The organism is Janthinobacterium sp. SUN118, assembly GCF_030397695.1.
In the GTDB taxonomy this organism is placed as follows: Bacteria; Pseudomonadota; Gammaproteobacteria; order Burkholderiales; family Burkholderiaceae_D; genus Janthinobacterium.
This window is the reverse complement of the sequence record NZ_JAPUBV010000001.1, coordinates 2,363,003-2,389,537: the sequence shown is the minus strand read 5'-3', so window position 1 is coordinate 2,389,537 and position 26,535 is coordinate 2,363,003. Positions and strand designations below refer to the sequence as shown.

Sequence of the window (26,535 nt, the reverse complement as noted above, 5' to 3'; positions counted from 1 at the left end):
TGGTCACCCTCGCATGTCAATGATGGCATCTACATAGGCATGCCCATCAAAACTTACATCAGCTCGAAGTACATCAGTGTCTCTGACATCGATTGATCCTTGCACGCGTCAAGCCCGCGAAACCTGACAGTTTTCCCAGCGGTATATGCGGCAAGCATGCCAGCATAATATTCCCTGGCATACCGACGCTTCAAGGAAAACGATAAATAATCGCCATTGCTACCATGACACGCAGGTGCATCCTTGACTCCACCCTCTGGAAACACATAGACGACATCGCCATCCTCATAGACGACAATCGAGGATATCTTGGCAACCGTCCAGCCGGCTGCAGCACTGCCGCTCAATGCCGATAAAAAAAGACACACGGCCAATTTGGCTATTTTCGAACGATATTTCATCAGCATCCAATTCCTGGTAAGTCATTCATCATATACAACGCCGTATCACATCCCTCAGCAATGATTTACACTCATCGCATCAAAAAACGCGGGAAGAACCTGCCGCAGATCGCCATGATTACCCGGCGATACGCGGCCCCTGCGCAGCATGCCTCTTCCCGCGCAGGTCCCGCTCAAGCACCATCGGCTACCCACAACCCCGCAGTCGAACTACTTGCCGTCGACAACTTTGATCGCCAGCGGCGCCGGCATCACGGGCTCAATCGTCCTGTTATTGACGGTAATCGGTGTCGACGACAGGATTCTGACTTCCGCCTTCGGATTGGCCTTCAAGGCCTTCAAGGTAATGACGGCCGCCACATCCTCGCCGCGCGCGCCCGCCGTACCTGAACGCAGCACACTGGCGAAGATGCGGCCCGTCGTCGCATCCACATTGCTCGACAGCGTACTTTGTCCGCCATTTTGCTTGAAGAATCCGCCCTCTTCCACGCCCACTACCTGGAAGGCCGTCGTGTCATAGGCGATCTGCAGCGGCAGGTTGCGCAAGTCGCCATCGCTTTTGATGCGCACGGCAAGCTTGAATTGCTGCCCCGCCTTCACCTGCTCGGGCGCCTGCAACTGCAAACTGACCGCCACCGGCTCGATATCCTTGCGTGGCGCTCCTGGTCCCTCTTCCTGGCCAGCCATCGGAGACGCGCCGCGCGCCATGACGCCTTGTCCCGCACCCGGCGCAGCGGGGTCCAGGCCCTGCTTTTCATTGGCGACCTGCATCGTCAAAGGACGCGTGCGCAAGGCCGACTCGGTGCCGGACCAGAATTCGCTGGCGGCGGCGTCAGGACGGTTGATGTTGCGCACCAGACGTGGCGTGATGGACAGCACGATTTCCGTCTTGTTGCGGTCATCCTTCTGGCTGGAAAACAAGCGGCCCAGCACAGGAATATCGCCGACGCCCGGTACGCGGTTGGCGGCCATGCGGTCTTCGTCATTGATCAGGCCGGCCAGCACCTGCGTCTCGCCATCCTTCAGGCGCAGGACGGTCGACGCCGAACGCGAGCCGATCTGGTAAGCCAGCGAACCGCCGGGCGTGCGCACCTCGTTGCTGATGGAACTCACTTCCAGGCCGATCTTGATGGCAACTTCATCGCCCAGGTAAATCGTCGGTTCCACATCGAGCTTGATGCCGACGTCGAGATACTGCACGCTCTCGGAAATGACGCCCGTCGCCGTCGTCGTCGAGGTCGACACAGGGACCTTGTCGCCGATCATGATCTTGGCTTTTTCCCGGTTGCGCGCGCGGATACGGGGATTGGCGAGGATATTCGCGTCGCCGACGGCGCGGCGCAGATTCACCGTGGTGGGACCGATGCTGGCCGTGATGCGGTCAGCGTTCAGCCCCTTCAAGTCGCTCAGCGTGGTGCCGCCGATGCTGCCGATCGGCGCCAGCACCAGCTGGCTCGGCCATTGGATCCCCATTTCCAGCAAGCGTGAACGCTTGATTTCCAGCACCTCGACTTCCAGCATCACTTCCGGCTCGTACAGGTCATGCATGGCGATCAGCTTTTCCGCCAGGCGCACCGCATCGGGGGTATCGCGCATGACCAGCAGGTTGAGCTTTTCATCGATAAACGTATCTTTCGATTTCAGCAAAGCCTTCAGCATCGCCTGGGTTTGCTTGGCATCGGCATTGGCCAGATAAAAACCTTTGACCACCAATTCCTGGTAATCCTTCAATTTTTCCGTGGTATTCGGATAAATCAAAATCGTGCTGCTATTCAAGACCTTCTTTTCCAGGCGACTCGTCTGCAGGATGAACTCGATCGCGTCTTCCAATGTTGCCTGCCGCAAAAATACGGTGGTGCGCAAATCGGGACGGACATCCTTGTCCAGAATAAAATTGACGCCGCTGGTGCGCGCCAGCGCTTCAAACACCATGCGCACGCTGGCATCGCGGAACTCCAGGTTGATCGGCTTGCGCTGCCCCATCTGCAAGAGCGGCTCGACCGTCCTATCCTGCGTCTGCTTGCTCTCGATCTGGCGTTTCAGCGCCTGCGCCTCGACATCCGAAGGACTCTCGGACAAGACGGGACGCAACAGCCCCAACGCGCGATCCAGGTCGCCCCGCTTGAACGACTCGCGCGCCTCCGCGATCAGCGGCCCATGCAAACGCTCGCGCGCCAGCAACTCGATGCCATGCGACGCCCGACTGTTGGCCTTTTCGATCTTCAGCACGCGTTCATACAGCGCCTGCGCCTCATCGAAGCGCCCGGCACCGCGCTCGACCTCGGCAGAGGCCAGCAAGCGCCCGACCTGCTCCGCCCTGCGGCTCAGCAGGTCCAGCCGATACTGCGAATTATCAGGCGCCTGCGCCACGGCGCTTTCCAGATTGCTCAGCCCATCCTCCGTCTTGCCCTCGGCAAGCAAATTCAGGCCCGAACGATGTTCGCGTTCGCCGGCGCAGGCTGACAGCAGGAGCAAAGTAACAGTGGCAGATACAACTTTACGGAGTTTCATATTAAAGACTGACAATTTATCGTTTCAACAACACAATTATTCGATGATTCAAAATCTTATTTAAAAAAAATAACATATAACCCGCCAACTTTCATTAAATCACAATGGCTTTACCCCAAAAAAAATCACAGACATCATATCGCGCACAGCCATACTCACAAAGCGCTTTCATAAATACGCGCCCCCGTTTTCGACGGGAGCGCGATTCTGTACAAACATATCGCACTCCCTGTCGAACGAAAGATTCGTTTGGTCCCCAATATTAGAAATTCCATGTCTAATCATGGGGACCATGTTTACCGAAACAGTTGCGTAAAGCATCGTACCAAAATATCCTACAAAAATGACGCGTTACGTCCCAGTTACGCCAAAACCAGCCTACGGTACTAGTCTTCCATGATCAAAAATCGAGGTCAACGCTAAACAACGACAGCTGTTCGTTATAGTAAAGTTTGGCAAAAAAATACCCAGGCGTTACCACCCCACACTTTTCAGAAACTACGCCACCTACGGCGACTACAATTCTGGTTTCAGTATAGACAGGAAAATAGTTAACCTGTGCCACTCTAGCAATGACAGTCAATTCACAGTCAATAGGAATTTTTTGCTCTAAGCCATCCACAATGAAATTAATATTATTTCCGCATACCGAAAATTCCGAACGGGCGTACGCAAAAAAATCCCTCCTGATTTTCTCATCTGGGTAAAGGTCCAACAATTCAGAATTTATAGCCATAATCATATTCAATGACTCGTTCTTAGTTGATCAAAAACAACTTGTCCGTTCGACTGCATATTTCCATACAGCCGATACCCACCATCCTGTTTCCCGAGGATCTTCAATTCATACCCATACGGACCATTGCCCACCAGAGGCTTGATCCCCTGCCCGCCTTGCCCAGATGCGAATGACTTAAGTGCATTTTCAAATTTATTCAATGTAGAAACCGACATTTTTCCTGAATCGACCATACTTGTAAGCTTGGAGTAAAGATCTTTAGCAATCCACCCGGGTTGTAAATTACATGGTGCATTATGAACCCATGCACCTTTTTTTCCAACAAAATACGTATGGAAATCTGCAACTTCAAAATTATAAGTGTGGTGTCGAACTGAATATTTACTGATACGTTTGACGGTCAGCAAGGCACCACCGAGGCTCATTATTTTGTCGCCAGGCTTCAGCTCCCCAGCAGAAACCCAACGTTTCCCCTCAAGCATAAATGGATGTTCTGGAGTCACACCAAGCACTTCACTTTTGCCTCCAACATCAACGTATTGGACACGAAGGACATTTTTTTCACCGTTTCGAATCAAACTCACCACAGGCTTCCAGGAAGTCATCCCGGTATCTTCGTCGCGCGCGGCCACAAGATCACCTACTTTAATTAATTCAATTTTCTTTAGACCGGTACTGGTGTGGACTAACGTGCCGGCAACAAAACATCTACAGGGAATCAATGATGCCACCGCCTGCGTGCCACGCACAGAAAGTGCTTCTGTGGCGACTCCTGGCAAAACAGCAAGAACTCGATTGGTCTTAGTGCGCAAGTCGTCTCTACGATCAATCTCCCTCATTTGCTGAGGTGAACAACCATGTGGGAAACAAGAATTATATTCATCTTGCTCCCTCGAACCAGATACAAAACTATATGCATCCTTAATCCCATCGCCAATTGACTGCCAGAAGCTCTTCCCCCCGGTGTTTGCCGGTTCTATTTTTTTTCCATGCATATTGACTACTTGGCCATTCGGCGTCATAGCAGCCCCACCCTGATAGGACCAATTTCGGCCATTGAAATAATCATAACTAAATGGATCATAACGCCAATCAAAATTATTTCGCCATTGGCCATTGGAATCAATTATTATTTCAGGCATTGTCTTTTCATTTGTATAGCCACTTGGATCAACAAATGCTAAAGGATTTCCATAAGCATAAGCGTAGCGGTTAAATGATTGCATATTTTCCGGATCAGAAACCGTTGGATCTGCTGACAAGAAGCGTGCAATCACGGGATCATATACCCGGCCATTCATGTGGATTAAGCCAACTTCATCCAAATGCTGATGATTGGTAAACCCTCTGTCGGAATTAACGCCTTTGATTGAATCAGTAGTGTCCTTGACTCCGTTAGCATACTGACGTTTTCCAAATGGTTCATAAGCAAGCCTTTCAACCACCACACCCGCCTCATTGCTGATTGCAACGGTAGAGCCAAGCTGATCCCGGTGAAAATATTCAATAGACTTGATGCCGGATTTTTGTTTAACAACAGCAATTATCTCACCACCTATTGAAATAAATTGACGATGTTCCATACTTCCATCGCGCCTGATTTCCTTCTCATAATTCAGATCGCCGAAATTATTGGGATGCACATAGAAAGTAGTAGAATCCGGACCAATTTCCTTAATTCTAGTATGGCTTGAATCATACACAAAATCAAAGTTTTTACCCGCCATTGAAATTCTCGAAGGCATATCAAAGGAAGTATAATAAATTGCACGTTCCGCGCTAGGAATATTGATTCCAGCTGCATTTTTCGTGAAATCTTTCGATAAATTTCCGTTTTCATCATATTCAAACCGACGGATTCCTCCATTGCCAAGCTGAATAGTTCCCACGGCATGCGGCAGTACCTTGGGAGAAGTGTCGTATTTATATTTCCCGATACCAGAGAGCGATTCAATATTTCCAATGTCATCATAGCTGTAGGTCTGCGTTACCAAACCAGCCGCACCAGAATTCACAGTGGATGTCTGTACACGATTAAGCTTGTCATACAAGAAAGATTCCGTCAAACCTTGTACATAATCTATTCGCGAGCGCAGATTTCCAATCGCATCAAAATCGTAGGCGATATTTTGCACACCATTCCCGGTTCCAGCATAGATCTTCCTTATAAAGCCATTGCCGTCATGAAATTCCTTTGTTGTAATAATTCCATTTCCGTATGCCTGCTTAAGCATACTTTCATCAGCACCCATTTCCTGCGCCGTCCAATACAAGGCATTACTATCATAATCACGCACTTCTTTTAGGTATCCCGTTTGAGTATATGTATAACTCAAATTTAAGCCGGCAGGAAATGTTTTTTTAGACAATCTGCCATTGGTATCATACGTTACTGATGTTGTAAATGGCCCGTCAATATTGACGACATTAACACTATCTCGACCGAATTTATCATATGAAAAAGTTTCAGAATATGTATTATCTGCCGAAACTTTGCATAGTTTCCCAACTCCCTTCTCGCAACTATCATAGAGCCAAGTAGAAATCAAATCAATCTGACTTCTTGCAATCAATCTGCCTAATTTATCGTAGGAAAATTTCGACACTTTCCCTTTTGCATTGGTTTGAGAAACAACCTCTCCTAATACATTATTGATATAAGTCACAGTCCCCAAGTCAGGGTCATCCATCTGCACTTTTCTGCCAAGGGTGTCGTAAGCAATTGCAATCACATTGCCTTTGGCATCGACGGTCTTCCACAAATCGCCTGAAGCATTGTGATAGTAACTTAATTCACTACCATTATTATCAATAGACTTCGAAATTTTCCCTTGGATATTATTTATGCTCGTCTTAACCTGACCTAATGCATTTTTAACTGTGCTACTCATCCCATTGTATGTGTAAGTGGTTCCTACACCATCTGCACCTACAATCGTGCTGACTCGTCCGATGGCATCGTAGGCAATGACATTCCAGTGTATAGGCTTACCCTTATAATAAGGACGACTTACTCTTGATATGCGTCCATTCTGGTCATATTCTCTACTGACCGTTATTATCGAACCATCAAATCCCGCTACCTCTTCTCCAATTGCACGGTCCAGTTCATCAAAATAAGTTTTGTTCCAGGCGCCAATCATAGTCACCCCATCGGCTGCCAATGGCGTCTCCTGAACAACATATTTAGCATCCGTTGGGCAAGTTCCATTACCGCCGTTTATTCCGCTACAGAATTGATAATCCCATTTAATACGATTGCCATCAGCACCGATAGCCAGAATTTTTCGGCCAAAACTGTCATACTTGATTTCTGTTATGAGCCCGTTTACATCAGTAATTGTTCGTTGCGATCCAAATAGTGGATCAAACGTAAAACTGCTAGCTTGCGACAAGGCGTTGGAAGCAACAGACATAAATTGACCACGCCCATCGAATGCAATACGATTTTCCCGAATTGCAATTGCTCTATCACCAGTTGCAGTCGATGAAATAGATGTCACGTTCCGATTACCCCAGGCATCATATTTAATGACGGCATCCAATCGTAACTGCGGATTATCCGGTTCTATCGTTGTAGTACTTAAAAATCCAGTATCCTGGTGATATGCATATGCTACGGTTCGACTTATGCTGGCTGCGGGCGGCATCACTGGCGCAGCTACCGCCTGCATTAGCGCCCCCCCTCCCAATAAGATCAAAAGAAGGCGCGCATACATCTTTGACAGCTTTATTTTTTTATTTACATTTATCAACATCTCTGCATTGCCATAAATTACAGCATTTGCAGATAGCCAGTTGCAGTCATAACCCATGAAAAATCTCTTTCGTTATTTTTTCGCTTTGAACAATTCTAATTGTCCCGTCATCCTGATGACTTGACGCTCACATTGGTAATACAGATTAGTCATCCATTAGCAGCATGAGAATCGGCGTCAAATCCACTCTTCTGACTTCGATAGTAGTTGCTGTGGAGCTAGGCGAGTTTCGCGCATCGCCAGAATACGATGCGGTAATCGTATGCTGGCCGATGCCGTTCAGAGAACCGGAAAATGCTGCCGAGGCGCTTGCGTCCAGCGCCACGATGGCAAGAACGTCATTTCCTTCCCTGAAAGTGACATAGCCAGTCCGCACGACAGCTCCCCTGACATAGACCTTGAAATCCACGGTTTGTCCTGGGGCCGCTTTCAGTGGCGACGGAGAACCAGCAGCCCAAAATGTGCTACTCGTTGCAATGCCATTGCCGCCTGGATTGCTGATACCTGACCCGGCCGATCCCTCGCTTCCAGGCGAAACACCGATCGGCCCTGAGGGGAATGGCGGCACGTAAGGGGAATGCTCAGTATTGGTCGTTACCGACCGCTGTACTTGTCCTACACGCCAATTGCCCACATCTGGCGCGTTATAAATGTTATTCATGATCGTACTGTGTGCGGCGGCGCCGTCAACACGAGTACTCACCATTTGCTTCACGTTGCCCCAATTATCATAACTCGTGGTCACTGTATTTGCGGGCAATGGAGTACCATTTAAATCCCAGGAAAACTCAACGGATTGGCCGGCATAAGGGAAGTAAATACGCCCAGGTGCAACGGCACATAATGTCATGTAGATTGGATCGATGCATGCGTAGCTACTAGCCATATCTTTCAGTCGATCTCCGTTACCACGACCAGCCAGCATTGTTTTAGCATTTGCTAGCAAACCTGTATATGGCCAATCCTGACGATATTCCTGGAAACTGACGATTCCCGATTCGACATTTTTTTTCTGAGCCCAACGAAACCCGGTTATTTTTCCACGACTTGCATCCAGCTTCAATCCGCCATAGCTAAAAGTCATTGAACTTCTTCCGCCTTTTCCATTCGAACTACTCACACTTGATACCACATACAATGGCGGCACCAAATCTATTAAAGGATATGCTGACTGTGCATCTGGAATATAAACATCACGATCCGTCAATGGCTTGTATGCAATATCAATCCTCGCCCCGGTTCCGCCTGTGATAGAGTTCATTATCTCGGCGTCTATATCGGTGACAAAATACGGCTGTATTGAAACAGGTGTCACACCATCATAGCTCTGCTGGACAAAATCTGCCCTTCCATCGCCGTCGATATCCAACACCATCAATCCTGGACCGTCGTCTTTATATATACGAGCTCCACCGCCACTATAACCATAACGTGTTTTTGTCGTAATCCCTTTTTTTCCTGTATTATAAGGTCCCATACGCAGGCTTCCGCTCGGCCCTGTTGACAATACTGGCTGCAACCACATTTCACCAGGTGAGCTAGAAGCATTGCTCATCAGCCAAGTTTGAACCAGGTCCATACGACCATCACCATTCATATCCATTACTATCATCTTGTCCGCGCTCAGACCTTCAGGATACAAATATGGTCCATTCATCCAACTGTTAGGTTCGGAAATAAATGTCACACCATTGAAATAAAAGGTCTGATAGGAGGCATTTCTTCTTAATGCCGTCCCTGACGTGGGCCTCCTAAAAGCAATAACAAGATCATCCAGTCCATCGCCATTCATATCAACTGCCAGATGTTGATCATCAAATGGCAGCGTTCCGCTATACGGATAATATGTCTGGACACCTGTATCGAACCAAACTCCAGCGTTATAGCCGGAACCATTTGAAAACAAAGGAAGCAACCATATATTTCCTGTTCTTTCTTGCCGCCACACCTGAATAAAATCTTTCTTTCCATCGCCATTCAATTCAGACGGCAGGAGTTCAATATTAACGCCGTATATTGGACCACTTGTCTGGCGCGTACTTATTTTCTCCCAGCTTCCAGAATTGAATCCGTTTCCATTCGATATGAATGTGGACAAACTAAGCTCGTCATTATTTATTTTTTGCTGCACCAGATCAATCCTGCCATCGCCGTTAACATCAACTGCGTGCCATATGTTCGCGTCACTTACCAATGAAGTCGGGTAGTTCACCTGCGTACCATTGGAAAATCCTGATCCTATTGAGAAAACAGGAAGAATATAGCCAGGCCCGATAACGACCACATCAACCCTGCCATCGCCGTTAATATCGCCAGCCACCTTTGCGGAACCGGCCACGCCAGTATCGTGCCAGGCGCCTGCCACAAAACCCGTACCATTGGAAATTAACGGCAATATCCATTGGGTATTATTTCGCCGAGATAATTGAATTAAATCAATCTTACCATCTCCATTAATATCTCCTATCGAAAATGAACGTCCTGCCTCTACCACATTTCCATTCGATGGAAGGCCGTTACTCTGTGGAATCGCTTCCCACATCGCCGGCTCGCCTGTGTTTAAAGCAGTCCCATTTTTTAACCATGCTTCGCCCCTTGGCGCGGCTGATTTTTCAGTTGTCCACCCAAATGTAGTCGAGGGAAGACATCCCGTACCAGCTCCATCACATTGCGTGATACTTTCCAAACGGGACATAGCAAAGTAATTCCCGTATTTAAGGCGAAAATCCATTACTCGTGATGGTCCAGCATACGTTTCAATATTACTCAAGCGCATCGTGGTTTTTATCATGGAGCCCGCCTGGTACATTGTGGCGGGGTCTGGCCGCTGCTCATATTTAAATCGAACGGAATTATTAGGCACCATCCCGACATTGGCGTTTCCAGTATATTCAATAAGACTTGGATAATAATCCCCGCTACCTGCTTCCTTGGTATAGCTAACCGTCATAAAATTACTAGCAGCATCTTGCACTCTATTAATCGCCCAAGTTCTGATTGTGGCTTTACCTTGTGCCTCAATACGGGCATCCGCGGTTCCACCATATTCCATGACTTCACCACTTTTATTCCATACCTTGAACCATGCAGGTCCGCCACCAGCGTTGCTATAAGAGATGATTCTGGAAAAGCTATCGCGTTCAGTACGATATTCCGTGCCATTCGCACCGTAAACGCCACCATTGCTGACGACCAGCCGTTCACCGTCGAGGCAAAAACGATCATTGCCGTCAAAGTTAATTGCTCCCGGCACACCGCCATCCTGCGCAATGGTCTGGCCGCAGCGGAGAATAGCCGACAGGCCGACTATTCCCCATCCTTTTCCCATGAGTCCTGCTTCGGAGTGACTATTAAAATCCAGGGCCAGCTTGGGCCCCATACCTGCCGTCGCCGGAGGTACAGGTATCGGTATGGAATAGGTTGCCGTGCCAAGTGCGCCAACATCAAATTTCCCAGGCGTGTGCATGGCTGCATGCGCAAAACCTGCCAAGGAAAGAGAGGCAAAAATTGCCCCAAGCGTTGTCCGCCATTTAAATATCATGTATTTTTCTTTCATTCTTATACGAAGTACATGCCAGACCACCGCCCGGCGATTTTTCTCAACCAAGAAAAGCCAAAATAAAATAAGACCGTGACTCTACAGGGAAACTATTTTTTTAACAATTAAAAATATTTTCATTTTTTCATCACATCCGTTTTATCCACGATTACTGCGGGTGACTCATAAACAAACCGCCATTCGCCATAGTTCTCGGCCATCTCAAACCCGGCGTCGCGCTGGCGAAAACCGGAGCGCTTGATGGTCGTGCCCGCGCTCATGCTGTAGACGCCCATAATTCCGCCATCCGGACCAGTAACGATGCCCCATTCGGAACGTGAAGTCATCGGGTCCGCATATATCCGGCGCAAATGGCGGGTGGTCGCGGCAAAGCGGCGATCTTCCATGAGATCGTCAAAAGTGGCTGGGTAGCGTTTTAGCGTGCCTGGCGTTTTTTCGTAATAGGCGCCAATTGCCCGGCGAAATTCATTGCCGACAAAAAGTAGCTCGCCTTCTTTTTCGCGCTGCTGCGCATGCGACCACAGGACGCCGCCGCCAGCAAGCACCAAACCGGCAATGCTGACGGCAAACAGCAGCGCCAGATAAGTAAATCCCGCGCAATTTGGCAAAGGCGGCCGCCGTAACGCATTACCAATCACGGTAATAACTGCCGTTACGCGCCCGGGTCTTGGCGCCGCTATGCACATCAAATACCGCGCCTTTTTGGGTATCCGGCGGCGCCACGATCACCCAGGTCAGGTTACTATCGGTCATCGGATCAAGCGGTATTTTGCGCATATACCTGAGCGTCACCAGGTCCTGCAGCACCATCGGGTAAGATCCCGTGTCCGCATAGTGCTTGTCAATCACATCCCGTAATGTCGCCAGGTTTTCCGATAATACGGACTCCTTTGCCTTGTCTACATTCCCCATATAACGCGGCGCGGCCAGCGTTAATAAGGTGGCGATTATCGTCATTACGACTAGCAATTCGATCAAGGTGAAGCCGCCATGGCGGCGCTGATCTTTTCTCATTATCCCTACCATTCCCGATAAGCGATGCCGTTGATGCCAGCGCCCTCCATCGTCGAATAAACGTCAAACACATCCGCCCCCTCTTTCGGCTCGGCCGCGCTGGAGGCATAACTGCGCGTTCCCCAGGTCGCCGCTGCCGGTCGCATATCCTCTTTCTCAAAGAATGGATCGCGTGGAATACGCCGCAAGAAATAGATCGGCGCGCCATCCGGATCCTTTGCATTCGGCACGCCATCCTGCAAGACCTGCAAATTCGGCGGATATCCTGACTGGTCAGCCTTTCGCATCACCCGCCCGTCGTCGCTTGCCTGCTTATATGCATCCAGGGCTTCGCGTATCTCCCTCAGATTGCGCCGCAACTGCTGCTCCTTGTCACGCTGGAAAGCCAGTTCAGCCATGGGAAATGCCGCGCTGGCCAAAATGGATACCAGTACCACCGTGACCAGCATTTCCACGATGGTGAATCCACGCTGCACCTGCCTCACGATTCCCCCATCAGGGAAAGCGTCTGCTTGACGGATAAGGGCAGGTATTCGATGACCATCTTGCTGTCATCGACACTGTCCAGGCGATACGAGGTATCGAATGTTTCGCCGCGGCTGACGGCGAACGATTGGTCTCCGCGCGTCAGATAGTATGTCCAACGTCCGCCCGTCCCTTGCAATCTGCCGGCATACACAAACGGCATCGCGGGAGCCGTTTGTGGCGGTGGCGGCGCGGCGGCCGCTGGTGGCGGCGGTGGCGGCGGCGCCACGACCCAGGAAGTCGTCGCAAACGGATTCTGCGTGGTCACGACCATCGATGCGCGCTCGAGCTTATATAAAGCCAAATCCGCAGGCTTGGGCTCGCTGGCACCCGGGGCTGCCACGGCGACCTTCACGGGCCGCACTGCCGCACTGGGCTCCACCACTGCCGAAGCATCGTCCACGCCCGGCCAGACAGCGGCAACAATGGTCGCCGCCAGCAGCGTGTATAAAATAGGCTTTCTCTTAAGCATTATTTTCACTGAGATATAGCGTCAATCTGATGTTCGCCTCGACCATGGCATCGCCAACCTTCTGGCGCTCAAAGGAAACACTCTGCAGCGCAAGGTGAGGGATTTTGGCGAGCACCTGCGCGAGGAAGGCCCGTACCTGCGGATAACTGCCGTGCACAGGCAGCACAATTTCGTAACGCCAAAGTTTGCCCTTGCCATCGTGTGACAACTGGTATTGCCCTTGATCCAGGGCAATACCATTCTCGGCGGCAGTTTCATATAAGCGTCCCATCCAGACGCCCAAGGTCTCCTTGGCAGGAAAGAACTGGTAATACTGTCGCAACTGCTCAATTGCCCCGTCGGCAGCAGGCAATTGCGTCAATCTTCCGCCATGGGCGGCTTTGGCCTGCGCAACACGCTGCTGCAAGCCACCAATCTGCCCGGATAGGGGCCGCAATAACACGCCTGCCACAAACACCGCTGTCAAAGCAATCGCGATGGCCAACATGCCCGGCCAGGCCAAGGCCGCCGCATATTCCTTGATGCACCAGACATAGCGCTGGAAACGAGTCTTTGCCGTCATGGGACCACCTGCTCGGCCTGTGCCGCGTCATGCAGAGCGGGATCGACCCAGCGGGCATTGACCATGAAGCGCACGGGCTTCTGCAAGTCCTGCTGCTGCGTTTGATGGCTGGCGATATAAACATCCTGGAATAGCGGATCACCAGCCAAGCGCTGCTGATAACTGATCATGGCGGCCAGGTTCTTGGCTTCCGCCGTTACGCTCAAGGTCATTTTTTCCGTATCTGGAATCACGCTCAGCAAACTCACGTCCTCGCCCAAGGTCGATTCCAATGTTTGGAACAGTGGCTCCCATGGCATTGCCAGATGGCCTATGACGCGCTGGGCAAGCGTCAGTTCAAGCTGAACCTGCTTTGTCGCTTTTTTTTCAGTAAGGCCTGTTTCACTCACTTTCCGCGTCAACTGGGTCAGCTTTTGCATTTGCAGCTGCAAGGTATCCAACTCGCCTTTACGCTGGAGATATGCGTGCGTCACCAGCGCCATGCCTGACACGGCAAACAAGAACAGCACCACGCCCAGTGTTTTCAATGGACGCGTCTGGCGTACAAAATCCAGGTCCAGCTTCCGCATCATCACATTGCGCATGTCGACATCACCATGGAAGGAGCCTGCGCTACGCCGCCGGCCACATTCGCCAGCACCACGACGGCGCCGCCGCCGCGCAATTGAACGGCTGGCGCGAGACCTGGCGCATGCAAATAGACTGTTGCGCCCTCGAGGCCCTGCAACACGAGCTCACGCTCGATGAGCAAGCCCATATCCGTAGCGGCGTGCGTTTGCAGGCGGATACCGCGGACGCTGCACCAGCCGCCATTTTTAAAACCTGCCATCGTGCATTGATCCGATTCCATCACAGCGAGCAAGGCATCGCCTGTCATTTGCTTGCGCCATTGCTTAACAACATTCATCAAATAGGGGCGCAACGACGCCAGGCGCAGCTTGTGCGTGGAAACAAGGGCGCGCAGTGCATGCAATAACTGCGGGTCGATGGCACACGCAAGGCGTGCCTGCTCATAGCCAGCCGGTGACATCTGAATTTCCCATGCTCCCGCTGTTGCGCCATACAGCGATTGAAAATGAATCTGGGCCATGGCACCACGCTCCGCCTCACTCGTTATCTCTGCGGACCACGGCATCATGGCGTAGCGCACCAGCCTGTCCGACAAGATAAACTCCACTGTCGCAGCCATCTTGTTCCCAGCCAGCCAGCTGTCCAGCGCCGCCAGCGCCGGCGCCCATTCCGCAGCACCGTCGGCCGCCTTGCAGCTTAAGACGATGGGGGCGGCCGCTGGCTGGCGCCAGCCGCGGGCCGTGACGGTCAACGATAATTGGTCGCGACAGAGGACAACGCGCAATTTATTACGCAACAAAAGTGACACGATTGATCTCCTCCAGCGTAGTCCTGCCTTGTGCCAATAACTCGATCGCCGAATCGCGCAGGAAACGCGTGCCTTTTGCGCGCGCGACTTCCTTGATCGTGCGGATAGGAGCGCGGGATATGATCAATTCGCGTAATTCGTCATTCAGCATCAATACCTCGCCTATGGCGTGCCGCCCCTGGTAACCGGTGCCGCGGCAGTGACCACAGCCCTGCCCTTTGCGGAAATGCATGGCAGAGGCGTCAGCGGCATCAATACCCGACAGCTCCAGCTCTTCCAGGGAGGGCTGATGGGGCACGGTACATTTGGGGCATATCAAACGCACCAGGCGCTGCGCCAGGATGCCATTCAAAGCGGAAACAAAACTGTAGGTATCGACCCCCATGTGGAGGAAACGGCCCAATACATCGAACACGTTATTCGCGTGGACGCTGGTGAAAACCAAATGCCCGGTGAGGGCCGACTGAATGGCGATTTGTGCGGTTTCGGGGTCGCGTATCTCGCCGACCAATATCTTGTCGGGGTCATGGCGCAAAATGGAACGCAGGCCGCGGGCGAATCCCAAGCCTTTTTTTTCATTTACGGGAATCTGCAAGACGCCGGGCAACTGATATTCGACAGGATCCTCGATGGTGATGATCTTGTCCTGGCCATTATTAATTTCAGACAAGGCCGCATACATGGTGGTGGTCTTGCCACTGCCGGTGGGGCCCGTCACCAGCAGCATGCCGTACGGTTCGCGCGCAAGACGGCGTATTTGCAAAAGCGTGGCCGGATTAAACCCCAGCAAATCCAGACGCAACCCCTGGATCTGATCCGTCAGATTGCGCTTGTCCAGGATACGGATGACCACATCTTCGCTGATCAGGCTGGGCATGATGGAAACACGATAATCAATTTCGTGCCCTCGCACAGATAGCTTGAATCGGCCATCTTGCGGAATGCGCCGTTCGGCGATATCCAGCTCCGCCATCACCTTGATTCTCGACACCACCTGTTCGGCCATTTCCAGTCCCTGGAAATTGGCGATGCTGGCCAGCACGCCATCGATGCGATACTTGACATGCAGACCTGCGCGGGTAATTTCGAGATGGATGTCGCTGGCTCCCGTTTTCAGCGCGTCATAAATGGTCGAATTAACCAATTTAATGACAGGATTGGTATCGCCGGCAATAGAACTCAGCGACAGATCCTCCAGCATCATCGGTACCGAGGTCTCATCGGAAGCCGTATGCAGGGTATCGTCTATGGCCCGCAGCGTATTTTCATGAAAGGCAAAGAATGCCTTGAGATCGGTCCGGTGCGCGAGATACCACGAAATCGGTTCCTTGCAGCGGGCTTCGATCGATGTCTGTAGCGACAAATTGAATGGATCGGCAAGCACGCAAACCAGTACAGCCCCATCGCGGGCTAAAAAACAGGCTTGCTGCAGCGCCTCCGTAAACGGCAGCACGTCAAACTCGGGGCTAAGGCGATGAAAATCCTCCGATACCAGCACGGGATAATGCAATGTATTCTGCAAACACTGCATGAATTGCTCTGACGGCAATTGCAACCGTTCCTCCAGCAAATCGAGCAGCGTGCCGCCGCCATTGGCCGAAATATCGCGGCACTCGGCAAGCATGGCAGTTGGAATCACGGGCGGTGAAGCAACATGGGCGGAAGACGTCATTGAATACTGCTCGCAAGTTCAAAAATTGGCATATACATCAAAATCACAATCAGGCCAATAATCAGGCCGATACCTATCATCAATAAGGGTTCAAATAAACGGCCAAACCAATCTATCCAGCGTGCCAATTCATCTTCATAAAGGCCTGACACGCGCTCCATCGCGCGTCCCAGGTTGCCCGATCGCTCGCCGACCGCCAGCAGGCGTACGCCAACCTCGCTGGCCAGGCCATGCACGGAGAATGCATCGGAAACCGAACGTCCCTCGCGTATCAACTGAGCCGCCTGCACCAAGCCATGCCGAAGGCCAGGCTGGTGCAGTAGGCCGCTGACCATTTCCAGGGCCGTGACGAAGGGGATCCCGCCATTCACCAGCATCGCCAAGGTACGGGTAAACCGCGCCAGCTGATATAAACGCATCTTTTCACCGACGGCCGGAATGTCCCACAAGCGACGCTCAATGCCCGCACGCGTGCCAGGCCGCATGAAAGCCGCCACGAGAGCTACAAATGTCGCCAATACTCCGGCGGCGAGCCACCAACCATAGTCGCCAACAAATTTCCCCCAATGCATTAGCAACTGGGACATCCATGGCAAGTCGCGTCCCAGGTCTTCATACACACGGCTAAACCGCGGAACGACATAGCCGAGCAAAAACAAGACGACCAAGGCGCCTACGCTAATCAGCAATGCGGGGTATACAGAGGCGGCGACGATCTTATCGCGCACAATATTAAGCTGTTGGTTGTAGGTCAGGTATCGGCGCAGGGACTCAATCAAATCACCCGTCTGTTCCGAAGTGCGAATCGTCGCGATATAGAGGGGAGAGAAAACCTCAGGCAACTCTTCCAGGGCGCGTGAAAAAGAATAGCCCTGATGCAGCGCGGAGAATAGCGTGCGAAGAACTTTTTTGGATGCTTCGTGGCGAGACTTGCGTTCGAGAAGATCGATAATCTCGATCAAACTAAGGCCTGCCTCCAGCAAGGAAAGCAGCTCCTGGCTAAATAATGGCACTGAAAAGGATTGGGCCGTCCGGCGCGAAAAATTCCAGCGTATCTGCCGGCGCACGGAAATGACTTGATGGCCAAGAACCTCAGCCTGCTGACGTGCGTCCGATAAACTACTCGCACGCAAGACTAAAGAAGAGACACCTTGGCCCTGGCGGAAAGTTTTGAGTTCGAACTGCATTAATTATATTTAGAATCCGGTTTCCACCCCCTACATGACAGCGCATATCAATAGCCTGCCAAATCAGGCAAACAGAAACAGCAGCCACATGCAAGCCCGCAAATCAGACAATCTTGAGAAAATATGGGGCACTACCGCATCAGATATGTGCAAAGACTCGCATATCGATATCGACAGGTGCCCCAGAAAAGAGAGTGATGTCTTTTTTCCACCACATTGAAAGTATGCAGGAAAAATTAACATTTCACAACCCAAATAACGACAGCCGGCATGGCATCTGGCAACGCCAGCCATTGCAGCATAAAAAAAACTATCGTCTGCCGATATTTTCTGATTTTTGTAATTGACTTTTTCAAAAAAATAAAATTATTGATTCTATATCTGCTGATATTAAGTGCTTGCGACAATTCCAGGCGAATTGCCAAAGGAGGGAAACGGGCGCGAAAATTTCAGGTCGCCCGCATGCCGCGCTTGCGGTAACCGCCGCGCCGACGCGACGGCCTTCTGAAATACATGGGCAGAGACACGATTGCCATTTCCCGAGCACCATGCAAGCCGATAAGATTCCTGCACGCCCGCCCAAAGCAGTCTGTTTGCACCGTCATACCATGCACACATGCTCGCCATTTAGCACTGCTCAGACAGCAACGACAAGGAATACCGGTTCGGACATGCCAGAAATACTTGCATCATAAGCATGATAAAATCGCAAAGGAAACAAATCAGTTCACGGCTGGCGACGATAATCGCTCCACTCCAATACACAATCAAAAATCATTGATGAACATTCAAAAGCTCACAACAAACAAAAAAAGCACAAAGAACTTTCTCGCCAAGCTGGCTTATATCCTTGCCGCCGGCATGGCATTGACCCTCGCCCCCTTGCCGGCAGCTGCCGTGACCGAGTGCAATCTATCACCGAGAAACATGTATGTGGGCGACGGCCTGTTATGGGTGGTATTTCAAGGAGGCGGCCAGGGAAAAATTGCGCAAACAAGCCCGGACTTCAAACCCATTTACGCTCTCTTTTTGACGGCTATCAGCACACAAAAGGATGTGGTGGTCCGCTATACGCCGGACAATGCCGATTGCAACGCCCTGCAAGAAATCCGCGGAGTCTGGATCGCACGCTAAACGCAGGACACCCAGGGCGACTACCGTGCCGGCCTGCCAATTTCAGGGCGGGCACGGGCGCTTTTCGCCGGCATGACAAAAAGCTGGCCATTTGTCGCCCCCCCTTCAGCAAGGCTGGCACCTTGCGCGGCGCGCCGATCAACGCATTTGACCGCCATTGCCGGGCCGGCGCGGCGGCGCATGAAACGGTCCTGCAATCGGCGCACCGCACCGTGCGACTGTCAGCCATCGTGTTTTTTTGACGGGTACCGGCATCGCCCGGCTGGAAGATGGCTGAAGAAGCGGCCACCGTCGACTGCCGGCATGCACCGCGCGCCAGCAGCAATGTAAAAAGCAAGATGTAGATCAAGCCACCGCCGATGGCGACACAACCCGCTGCCGGCCCTGTCGCCATCGGCACACGGCGAAACTCACGGCATGGCAGCGGCTGGGGATCCCGCCCCCACTCCCCCTTCCCAGCACTCCAGCGCTGTCCGGCGCACTGCCGCTGCAAATCCGCTTCCCCTCCTCAGCCGACGCGCCGTGACGCTGGCGCCACCAGCCGCCGTATCGATTCGGTACATGGGCGCCGCCGGCCCGCACGCATCGACGCGCCAGGAAGCGGCGCAGGCCAAACGACAACTACATTGATATTTATCAAATTGACTGCCCGATGCCTGGGCTACTGTCGGTGCCATCTTTGATTTGAAACAGAAACTCTGCTGCCAAGAATCGACCATTTCAGAAACAACGCCAGTTCTCGCCAGGCGCTTCATTCCCCAGCCGATAACACCCGCCCAGTGCGGTGACACGCAGCGTTCCCCCTTCCTTGCCTACACGCGCTGGGAAAACTTTTGCCAGCAATTTTGCGGCTTTTGATTAATGAACGTAGAAAGGAATTTCTTATGAGCACTTATTCTGACATTTGCATCGTTGGCGCCGGTATCGGAGGCTTGACTTGCGCCAACCACCTGATCGACGCCGCCGCCAGCAGGAACCTGCGCATCCGGGTATTCGACCTGAATGCCACGGTAGGCGGCCGCATCCAGTCGCGTAAGATCGATGGCAAGGAAATCGCCGAACTCGGCGCCGCCCGCTACTCGCCGCAGCTGCATCCGCACTTCCAGCAGCTCATGCAGGGCAGCGGCCTGCCGCATGCGGTCTACCCGTTCACCGAGGTCATCTCCCACGATAGCGTGCTGGAAGAACTGAAGGCAACGCTGGATGAGCTGAGCCCGATGCTGAAAGACCATCCGAACGACTCCTTCCTTGATTTCGTCAGCCATTACCTGGGCGCCGCCAAGGCCAACCACATCATCAAGGCGACCGGCTATGACGCCCTGCTGCTGCCGATGGTGTCGGCGGCCATGGCCTACGACATCATCAAGAAACACCCGGAAACGCAGCACTTTACGGAGAACGCCGCCAACCAGTGGCACTATGCCACCGACGGCTACCACGAATTGCTGTGCCAGTTGCAGCACCAGGCCCAGGCCGCCGGGGTGGAATTCCAGCTCGAACATCGCTTGCTGTCCGTTGAAAAATCCGGCGCCGACCATGTGCTCGCCTTCAGCCACAATGGCGACACGCAGATGCACCGGACACGCCATCTGGTGATGGCCATCCCGCCGTCCGCCATGCCGCGCCTGAACCTGGATTTCCCGACCGCATGGAGTCCGTTCCAGTACGACTCGCTGCCCCTGTTCAAGGGCTTCCTCACGTTCGACACGGCCTGGTGGGACGCGCTGGGGCTGACAGACAAGGTGCTGATGGCGGCAAATCCCTTGCGCAAGATCTACTTCAAGAGCAACAAGTATGTGCTGTTCTACACCGACAGCAAAAGCGCCACCTACTGGCGCGACAGCCTGGAACTGGGCGAGGACGTGTACCTGGAGCGGGTCCGCAGCCACCTGGAAGAAGTCCTGCCGCTCGATGGCCAGCCGTTGCCGCAGATCAAGGCGCACTTCCACAAGTTCTGGCCGCATGGCGTCGAGTTTTGCGTGGAGCCGGAGGCCGAGCACCCGGCCATCCTGCTGCACCAGGACGGCATCATCTCCTGCTCGGATGCCTACACCGCGCATTGCGGCTGGATGGAAGGCAGCCTGATCAGCGCCCGGCACGCGAGCGGCCTGTTGCTGCAACGGCTAGATCAGCGGACGGCAGAAGAAGCCGCCAACGATACGTTCATCACTTCCTCGACCGAGCGCGCATGAGCCTACTTGACTTCCCCCGCCTGCATTTTCGGGGTTTTGCCCGCGCCAATGTGCCGACCGGGAATCGCAATACGCACGGCAACATCGATATCGCCACGAATGCGGTATCGATGGCGGGCGAAGCTGTCGACCTGAACCGGTCGCCATCTGAATTCCATGCGTACCTGAAACAGCTTGCTCCCCGCTTCAATGCGGCGGGCAAGCCCGATCCGGAGGGCATCTTCAGCCTGGCGGCGGGCTACAATTTCTGCGGCAACAATCATTTCTCGTGGGAAAACGCGCGGATCACGGGCGTCCAGCTGCGCGAGGGCGAACTCGATACGCAGGATGCGCTGGTGGGCGCCAAGCTGGGCCTGTGGGGACACTACAATGAGTACCTGCGCACGACGTTCAACCGTGCCAGGTGGATCGACAACAATCCCGCCCAGCCGGACACGACGCTGATCTACGCGGGCCAGTTCACCTTGAGCGACAAGCTGGCCACGCCCAACACGCCCACGCTGTTCACCGCCGATATCGCGCAGGCGCACTCTGTGCGCTGGCTCGGCAGCGGGCATATCACGGAACGCAGCGGGCATTTCCTCGACGAGGAAATCGGCCGCTCCAGGCTGTTCCAGTTTTCCGTGGCCAAGCAGGATCCGCATTTTCTGTTCAATGCGGACCTGCCGCTGCCGGCCAGCATGCTCGCCTTGCGGCAAGCCCTGGACGACGACGAGGTGCTGGGCCTGACCGTGCAGTATGCCCTCTTCAATATGTCGACGCCGCAAAAACCCGATTCGCCCGTGTTCTACGACCTGGCCGGCAGCATCGGCCTGTGGCGGCGCGGGGAGCTGGCCACCTACCCGGCCGGCCGCCTGCTGCAGCCGCGCCAGGCCAGCCTGGGGCCGGTGCTGGTGAAGGTGCATGCGGACCGCGTCTCGTTCAACATGCCGACCGCCATTCCCTTCACCACACGCGACACGGGCGCCGTCTCGGAACAGCATCCCACGCATGCGCTGGGCGGCAAGCAGGGGCTCGGCGATCTGCTGCTGCATGACGACGCCGGCACCTTGCTGGCCCGCATTCCCGAACCGCTGTACCGCGACCACTGGCGCCATCACGGCGTCTTCGATGTGCCGCTGCAGCACGCTGGCGCCGCCCCGGGTTCGCTCAGCCTGGGCAGCGCGCAGGCGCAGTGGGACGAGGCCGACTGGGTGCTGCAATCGGACAGCAACCTGCTGTATCTGGAAGCGCCCAACGGAAAAAAGCACGAGGAATTTCCGCAGACGATCACGCTGCAAAGCCGCTTCCGCGGCGAGCTGGCGGCGCCTGCGGCCTTGGCGGCGGAGGCCGAGGATGGCGTACTGCTGGCCGTGCACCAGCAGCCGTCGCCGCTCGGGCTTGGCTACACGGCGCTGACCCTGACGGGCCGCCGGCCGGGCGCGACCCGCGTCGTGCTGGGGACCGGCAAGGACACGCAATACCTCGGCGTGCGCGTGCTGCCCGACGACTGGGACCTCGATGAGGTACCGGCGGAACAGGTCGACTATGCCTTCCTCTACCGGCATGTGATGAGCTACTACGAGCTCGTGTATCCCTTCATGTCGGACAAGGTCTTCAGCCTGGCAGACCAGTGCAAGTGCGAAACGTATTCGCGCCTGATGTGGCAGATGTGCGATCCGCAGAACCGCGACAAGAGCTATTACATGCCCAGCACCCGCGAACTGTCGCTGCCAAAGTCGCGCCTGTTCCTGAAATACCTGACGCAGGTCGAGGCGGCGGCCAAGGCGGCGGTGCCGGCGCCAGCTGTGCCGCACGTCATCGGCTGCAGGGCCGAGTTGATCGAAGAGCTGAAAAAGGCCATCGACCTGGAACTGTCGCTGATGCTGCAGTACCTGTATGCCGCCTATTCCATGCCCAACTATGCGCAAGGGGAAGCGCTGGTGCAGTCCGGTCGCTGGCAACCGGCCGAGCTGGAGCTGGCTTGCGGTGCCGAAGACCGGCGCCGCAACAGCGGTACGCGCGGCGCGCTGCTGGAAATCGCCCATGAAGAAATGATTCACTACTTATTGGTGAACAATGTGCTGATGGCGCTTGGCGAACCGTTCTACAGCGGCACCCCGGTGCTGGGCCAGCAGGCGCGCCGGCGTTTCGGCCTGGACACGGAATTTGCGTTCGAGCCATTTTCCGAGCACGTGCTGGCCCGCTTCGTGCGGTTCGAATGGCCCGACTATATTCCCACGCCGGGCAAATCGATTGCCACCTTCTATATCGCGATCCGCCAGGCCGTGGCCGAGCTGCCCGGACTGTTCGAGAGCGGCGGCGGCAAGCGCGGCGGCGAACACCACCTGTTCCTGAAAGAGCTGACCAACCGCGCCTATCCCGGCTACCAGCTGGAAGTGTCGGACCGCGACAGCGCGCTGTTCGCCATCGACTTCGTCACCGAACAGGGGGAAGGCGTGGCCGTCGATTCGCCGCATTTCGCCTCTTCGCACTTCCAGCGGCTGCGCGCCATCGCCGGCAAGTTTTCGGCCCGCGACAAGCCGTTCGAGCCGGCGCTGCCGGCATTGAAGAATCCCGTGCTGGAAGCACGCGCGGACTGCACCGTGGTGACCGATCAAAAGGCGCGCGCGCTGATGCAGCTGTATCAAGGCTGCTACGAACTGACCTTCCTGATGATGGCGCACCATTTCGCGCAGCAACCGTTGGGCAGCCTGCGCCGCTCGCGCCTGATGAACGCGTCCATCGACATCATGACCGGCCTGTTGCGTCCGCTGTCGGCGGCCCTGATGAACATGCCGTCCGGCCTGCCCGGCCGCCAAGCAGGACCGCCCGTACCCGAGCCCGTCAGCAGCCGGGTCAGCAGCGACTACAGCCTGGGCTGCGACATGCTGGCGCAAAAGTGCCTGGCGCTGGCGCAGTACGCCCGCAGCCTGGAAAGCGATGTCATCGGCATGGCGCCGATAGAAATGTTGGAGTTTTTTAATCAGCAACTTACCGATTTATCTCGGGGAAAGATGTCAAGAGAGGCCTGAAATGCATAAAATCATTATCGTCGGCGGAGGCCTGGCAGGTAGCCTCAGCGCCATTTATCTGGCGCAACGGGGACACGATGTCCACGTCGTCGAAAAACGCGGCGATCCGCTGCAGAAAGCGTCCTCCAACGCCGATCCGGTCAACTCGCGCGCCATCGGCGTCACCATGACCGTGCGCGGCGTCAAGGCGGTGCTGGCGGCCGGCATCAGCCGGCAGGAGCTCGAACTGTGCGGCGAACGCATCCTGGGCATGGCGTTTTCCGTCGGCCGCACATTCAAGGTGCGCGAACTGGCCCAGCGCGAAGGCTTGTTTCCGCTGTCGCTGGACAGGTCCGCATTCCAGCGCCTGTTGAACACCTACGCCGCCAGGCACGAAGTGAAATACTACTTTGAGCATAAATGCCTGGATGTCGACCTGGAAAGAAAAGTCGTGCTGGTCCAGGGCCCGGACGGCGCCCTGCAGCACCTGCATGGCGACCTGATCATCGGTGCCGACGGCGCCCATTCCGCCGTGCGGCGCGCCATGCAAAGCGGCATGCGGCGCTTTGAATTCAAGCAAAGCTTCTTCCGCCACGGCTACAAGACCCTCGTGTTGCCGAATGCGGAGGGCCTGGGTTTCAGGAAAGATTTGCTGTATTTCTTCGGCATGGCGTCCAAGGGCCAGTTTGCCGGCCGCGCGGCCACCATCCCGGATGGCAGCGTCAGCTTCGTCATTTGCCTGCCCTACTCCGGCACGCCCAGCCTGAACACGCTGAACCGGGAAACCATGGCGGCCTTCTTCGACCGCTATTACGACAAGCTGCCGGCGGCCAGCCGGCAAGAGATGGTGGACCAGTTTATCGCTCTGCCCAGCAACGACCTCATCAATGTCCGCTCGAGCACCTTCCATTACAAGGGCAATGTCTTGCTGATCGGCGATGCGGCGCATGCCACCGCCCCCTTCCTCGGACAGGGCATGAACATGGCGCTGGAAGACACGCATATCTTCGCCACCTTGCTGGAAAAACACGGCAATGCCCTGGCCCCCACCCTGTCCGAGTTCACGCACCTGCGCAAGGTACAGGCGGACGCCATGCAGGATATGGCGATCGCCAACTACGAGGCGCTGAGCAACCCCAACCTGATTTTCTTCCTGCAGACGCGCTACAACCGCTACATGCACCAGAAATTCCCCCGTATTTATCCACCCGACATGGCGGATAAATTGTTCTTTACATCGATACCTTACGATGAATTGCAGCAAATCCAGAAAAAGCAAAACGTTTGGTACAAACTTGGGAGGGTAAACTAATGAACATTCTCGTTATCGGCGCCGGCCCCGCAGGACTGCTCTTCGCCAGCCAGATGAAACAGGCCCAGCCCGGCTGGAATATCCGCATTACGGAAAAAAACACCCAGGAAGAAGTGCTGGGCTGGGGTGTGGTGCTGCCGGGACGGCCGCCGCGCCATCCCGCCAATCCGCTCTCTTACCTGGAGCAACCGGAACGGCTCAATCCGCAGTTCCTGGAAGAATTCAAGCTCGTGCATCACGACCAGCCCAACCTGATGAGCACCGGCGTCACCCTGTGCGGCGTCGGACGCCAGGCCCTGGTGCAGGCGCTGCGCGCCAAGTGCGTGGCAGCCGGCATCACGATCCGCTACGAAACGCCGCCGGCGGCCAAGGCGCAGCTGGAAGCCGAGTACGACCTGGTGGTGGTCTCGAATGGCGTCAATTACAAATCGCTGGATTTGCCGCCTGCGCTGACGCCGCACATCGATTTCGGCCGCAACAAATACATCTGGTACGGCACCACCCAGCTGTTCGACCAGATGAACCTGGTGTTCCGCAGCAATGACCAAGGCATTTTCATCGGCCATGCCTATAAATACTCGGACACGATGAGCACCTTTATCGTCGAATGCAGTGAAGAAACGTACGCCAGGGCGCAGCTGGAGGCGCTTTCCGAGCGCGACGCCGCCGCGTATATCGCCAAGACCTTCGAGGCCGAACTGGGTGAGCACGGGCTGCTCAGCCAGCCGGGCCAGGGCTGGCGCAACTTCATGACCCTCAGCCACGACCGGGCCCGCGACGGCAAGTTCGTTCTGCTCGGCGATGCGCTGCAATCGGGGCATTTTTCCATCGGTCATGGCACCACCATGGCGGTGGTGGCGGCACTGCTGCTGGTCAAAACCCTCGATACCGAAGCCGACGCGGCCGCCGCCCTGGACAGCTTCAACGCCCGTGCAGTGCCCTTGGTGCAACTGTTCAAGGAGCACGCCAACAGCAGCCGCCTGTGGTTTGAAAGCGTGGGCCAGCGTATCGGACTGAGCAATGCAGAGCTGACCGCCAGCTTCGACGCGCGCCGCAAGGACTTGCCGTCGCTACAAGAAGCGCTGATGGCCAGCCTCGGCTACGCGCTGGGCCGCTAGGGAGCCGC

General features: G+C 54.4%; 19 protein-coding genes. 5 read left to right on the top strand and 14 right to left on the bottom strand.

What is annotated here, in order from left to right:
* Nucleotides 1–53: 53 nt before the first annotated feature.
* The 14 genes from O0880_RS10705 to O0880_RS10640 all read right to left on the bottom strand — a co-directional run bounded on the left by O0880_RS10705 (nucleotide 54) and on the right by O0880_RS10640 (nucleotide 17,778).
* The gene (locus O0880_RS10705) at nucleotides 54–407 is read right to left on the bottom strand and encodes a hypothetical protein (RefSeq protein WP_198043909.1); all 354 of its coding nucleotides are present in this window, start codon (nucleotides 405–407) and stop codon (nucleotides 54–56) included.
* Between the two features lie 204 nt (nucleotides 408–611).
* Nucleotides 612–2,876, bottom strand: a complete 2,265-nt coding sequence (locus O0880_RS10700) for a type IV pilus secretin PilQ (protein WP_289886406.1) — start codon at nucleotides 2,874–2,876, stop codon at nucleotides 612–614.
* Between the two features lie 436 nt (nucleotides 2,877–3,312).
* Entirely contained in the window at nucleotides 3,313–3,660 is a 348-nt protein-coding gene (locus O0880_RS10695; RefSeq protein WP_289886405.1) for a hypothetical protein, read from the bottom strand.
* Nucleotides 3,657–7,466, bottom strand: a complete 3,810-nt coding sequence (locus O0880_RS10690; RefSeq protein WP_289886402.1) for a polymorphic toxin-type HINT domain-containing protein — start codon at nucleotides 7,464–7,466, stop codon at nucleotides 3,657–3,659. Before O0880_RS10690 ends, O0880_RS10695 begins: the two co-directional genes overlap by 4 nt.
* Before the next feature lie 88 nt (nucleotides 7,467–7,554).
* Nucleotides 7,555–10,950, bottom strand: a complete 3,396-nt coding sequence (locus tag O0880_RS10685; RefSeq protein ID WP_289886400.1) for an FG-GAP-like repeat-containing protein — start codon at nucleotides 10,948–10,950, stop codon at nucleotides 7,555–7,557.
* 134 nt (nucleotides 10,951–11,084) lie between these two features.
* Nucleotides 11,085–11,606 carry a type II secretion system protein gene (locus O0880_RS10680; protein WP_289886398.1) on the bottom strand — a complete coding sequence of 174 codons (522 nt, stop codon included), beginning with the start codon at nucleotides 11,604–11,606 and terminating at the stop codon, nucleotides 11,085–11,087.
* Nucleotides 11,596–11,982: a prepilin-type N-terminal cleavage/methylation domain-containing protein gene (locus O0880_RS10675; RefSeq protein WP_071326393.1), complete on the bottom strand. Its 387-nt coding sequence runs from the start codon at nucleotides 11,980–11,982 to the stop codon at nucleotides 11,596–11,598. The genes O0880_RS10680 and O0880_RS10675 overlap by 11 nt, the downstream gene beginning before the upstream one ends.
* 5 nt (nucleotides 11,983–11,987) lie before the next feature.
* Nucleotides 11,988–12,458: a type II secretion system protein gene (locus O0880_RS10670; protein WP_354669890.1), complete on the bottom strand. Its 471-nt coding sequence runs from the start codon at nucleotides 12,456–12,458 to the stop codon at nucleotides 11,988–11,990.
* Nucleotides 12,459–12,463: 5 nt separating this feature from the next.
* Complete coding sequence (locus O0880_RS10665) at nucleotides 12,464–12,979, bottom strand: hypothetical protein (RefSeq protein WP_289886395.1); 516 nt, start codon at nucleotides 12,977–12,979, stop codon at nucleotides 12,464–12,466.
* On the bottom strand, nucleotides 12,972–13,541 hold the full coding sequence (locus O0880_RS10660; protein ID WP_289886394.1) for a hypothetical protein: 570 nt from the start codon (nucleotides 13,539–13,541) through the stop codon (nucleotides 12,972–12,974). The genes O0880_RS10665 and O0880_RS10660 overlap by 8 nt, the downstream gene beginning before the upstream one ends.
* Nucleotides 13,538–14,125, bottom strand: coding sequence for a PilN domain-containing protein (locus O0880_RS10655; RefSeq protein ID WP_289886392.1), 588 nt, complete (start codon nucleotides 14,123–14,125; stop codon nucleotides 13,538–13,540). The genes O0880_RS10660 and O0880_RS10655 overlap by 4 nt, the downstream gene beginning before the upstream one ends.
* Complete coding sequence (locus O0880_RS10650; protein WP_289886390.1) at nucleotides 14,113–14,919, bottom strand: hypothetical protein; 807 nt, start codon at nucleotides 14,917–14,919, stop codon at nucleotides 14,113–14,115. Before O0880_RS10650 ends, O0880_RS10655 begins: the two co-directional genes overlap by 13 nt.
* Nucleotides 14,900–16,591 carry a GspE/PulE family protein gene (locus O0880_RS10645; protein ID WP_289886389.1) on the bottom strand — a complete coding sequence of 564 codons (1,692 nt, stop codon included), beginning with the start codon at nucleotides 16,589–16,591 and terminating at the stop codon, nucleotides 14,900–14,902. The genes O0880_RS10650 and O0880_RS10645 overlap by 20 nt, the downstream gene beginning before the upstream one ends.
* The gene (locus tag O0880_RS10640) at nucleotides 16,588–17,778 is read right to left on the bottom strand and encodes a type II secretion system F family protein (protein ID WP_289886387.1); all 1,191 of its coding nucleotides are present in this window, start codon (nucleotides 17,776–17,778) and stop codon (nucleotides 16,588–16,590) included. The genes O0880_RS10645 and O0880_RS10640 overlap by 4 nt, the downstream gene beginning before the upstream one ends.
* 684 nt (nucleotides 17,779–18,462) lie before the next feature.
* Here O0880_RS10640 and O0880_RS10635 point away from each other — a divergent pair.
* The 5 genes from O0880_RS10635 to O0880_RS10615 all read left to right on the top strand — a co-directional run bounded on the left by O0880_RS10635 (nucleotide 18,463) and on the right by O0880_RS10615 (nucleotide 26,527).
* Nucleotides 18,463–18,912: a hypothetical protein gene (locus O0880_RS10635; RefSeq protein ID WP_289886386.1), complete on the top strand. Its 450-nt coding sequence runs from the start codon at nucleotides 18,463–18,465 to the stop codon at nucleotides 18,910–18,912.
* Nucleotides 18,913–19,796: 884 nt separating this feature from the next.
* Nucleotides 19,797–21,104 (top strand): FAD-dependent oxidoreductase, encoded by a 1,308-nt coding sequence (locus tag O0880_RS10630; RefSeq protein WP_071323341.1) that lies wholly within the window; start codon nucleotides 19,797–19,799, stop codon nucleotides 21,102–21,104.
* A complete protein-coding gene (gene vioB, locus O0880_RS10625; RefSeq protein ID WP_289886385.1) occupies nucleotides 21,101–24,118 on the top strand; it encodes an iminophenyl-pyruvate dimer synthase VioB in 3,018 nt (1,005 codons plus the stop codon). Before O0880_RS10630 ends, vioB begins: the two co-directional genes overlap by 4 nt.
* Before the next feature lies 1 nt (nucleotide 24,119).
* A complete protein-coding gene (locus O0880_RS10620; protein WP_289886384.1) occupies nucleotides 24,120–25,409 on the top strand; it encodes an NAD(P)/FAD-dependent oxidoreductase in 1,290 nt (429 codons plus the stop codon).
* Nucleotides 25,409–26,527, top strand: coding sequence for a tryptophan hydroxylase (locus O0880_RS10615; protein ID WP_289886383.1), 1,119 nt, complete (start codon nucleotides 25,409–25,411; stop codon nucleotides 26,525–26,527). Before O0880_RS10620 ends, O0880_RS10615 begins: the two co-directional genes overlap by 1 nt.
* Nucleotides 26,528–26,535: the final 8 nt, after the last annotated feature.

Bases quoted from the DNA above. Each gene is read 5' to 3' on its own strand.
- O0880_RS10630 (WP_071323341.1), top strand. From the start codon at position 19,797: ATGAGCACTTATTCTGACATTTGCATCGTTGGCGCCGGTATCGGAGGC.
- O0880_RS10655 (WP_289886392.1), bottom strand. From the start codon at position 14,125: ATGCGCAATGTGATGATGCGGAAGCTGGACCTGGATTTTGTACGCCAG.
- O0880_RS10675 (WP_071326393.1), bottom strand. From the start codon at position 11,982: ATGAGAAAAGATCAGCGCCGCCATGGCGGCTTCACCTTGATCGAATTG.
- O0880_RS10665 (WP_289886395.1), bottom strand. From the start codon at position 12,979: ATGCTTAAGAGAAAGCCTATTTTATACACGCTGCTGGCGGCGACCATT.
- O0880_RS10690 (WP_289886402.1), bottom strand. From the start codon at position 7,466: ATGGGTTATGACTGCAACTGGCTATCTGCAAATGCTGTAATTTATGGC.
- O0880_RS10620 (WP_289886384.1), top strand. From the start codon at position 24,120: ATGCATAAAATCATTATCGTCGGCGGAGGCCTGGCAGGTAGCCTCAGC.
- vioB (WP_289886385.1), top strand. From the start codon at position 21,101: ATGAGCCTACTTGACTTCCCCCGCCTGCATTTTCGGGGTTTTGCCCGC.
- O0880_RS10615 (WP_289886383.1), top strand. From the start codon at position 25,409: ATGAACATTCTCGTTATCGGCGCCGGCCCCGCAGGACTGCTCTTCGCC.
- O0880_RS10660 (WP_289886394.1), bottom strand. From the start codon at position 13,541: ATGACGGCAAAGACTCGTTTCCAGCGCTATGTCTGGTGCATCAAGGAA.
- O0880_RS10640 (WP_289886387.1), bottom strand. From the start codon at position 17,778: ATGCAGTTCGAACTCAAAACTTTCCGCCAGGGCCAAGGTGTCTCTTCT.
- O0880_RS10705 (WP_198043909.1), bottom strand. From the start codon at position 407: ATGCTGATGAAATATCGTTCGAAAATAGCCAAATTGGCCGTGTGTCTT.
- O0880_RS10645 (WP_289886389.1), bottom strand. From the start codon at position 16,591: ATGACGTCTTCCGCCCATGTTGCTTCACCGCCCGTGATTCCAACTGCC.
- O0880_RS10685 (WP_289886400.1), bottom strand. From the start codon at position 10,950: ATGATATTTAAATGGCGGACAACGCTTGGGGCAATTTTTGCCTCTCTT.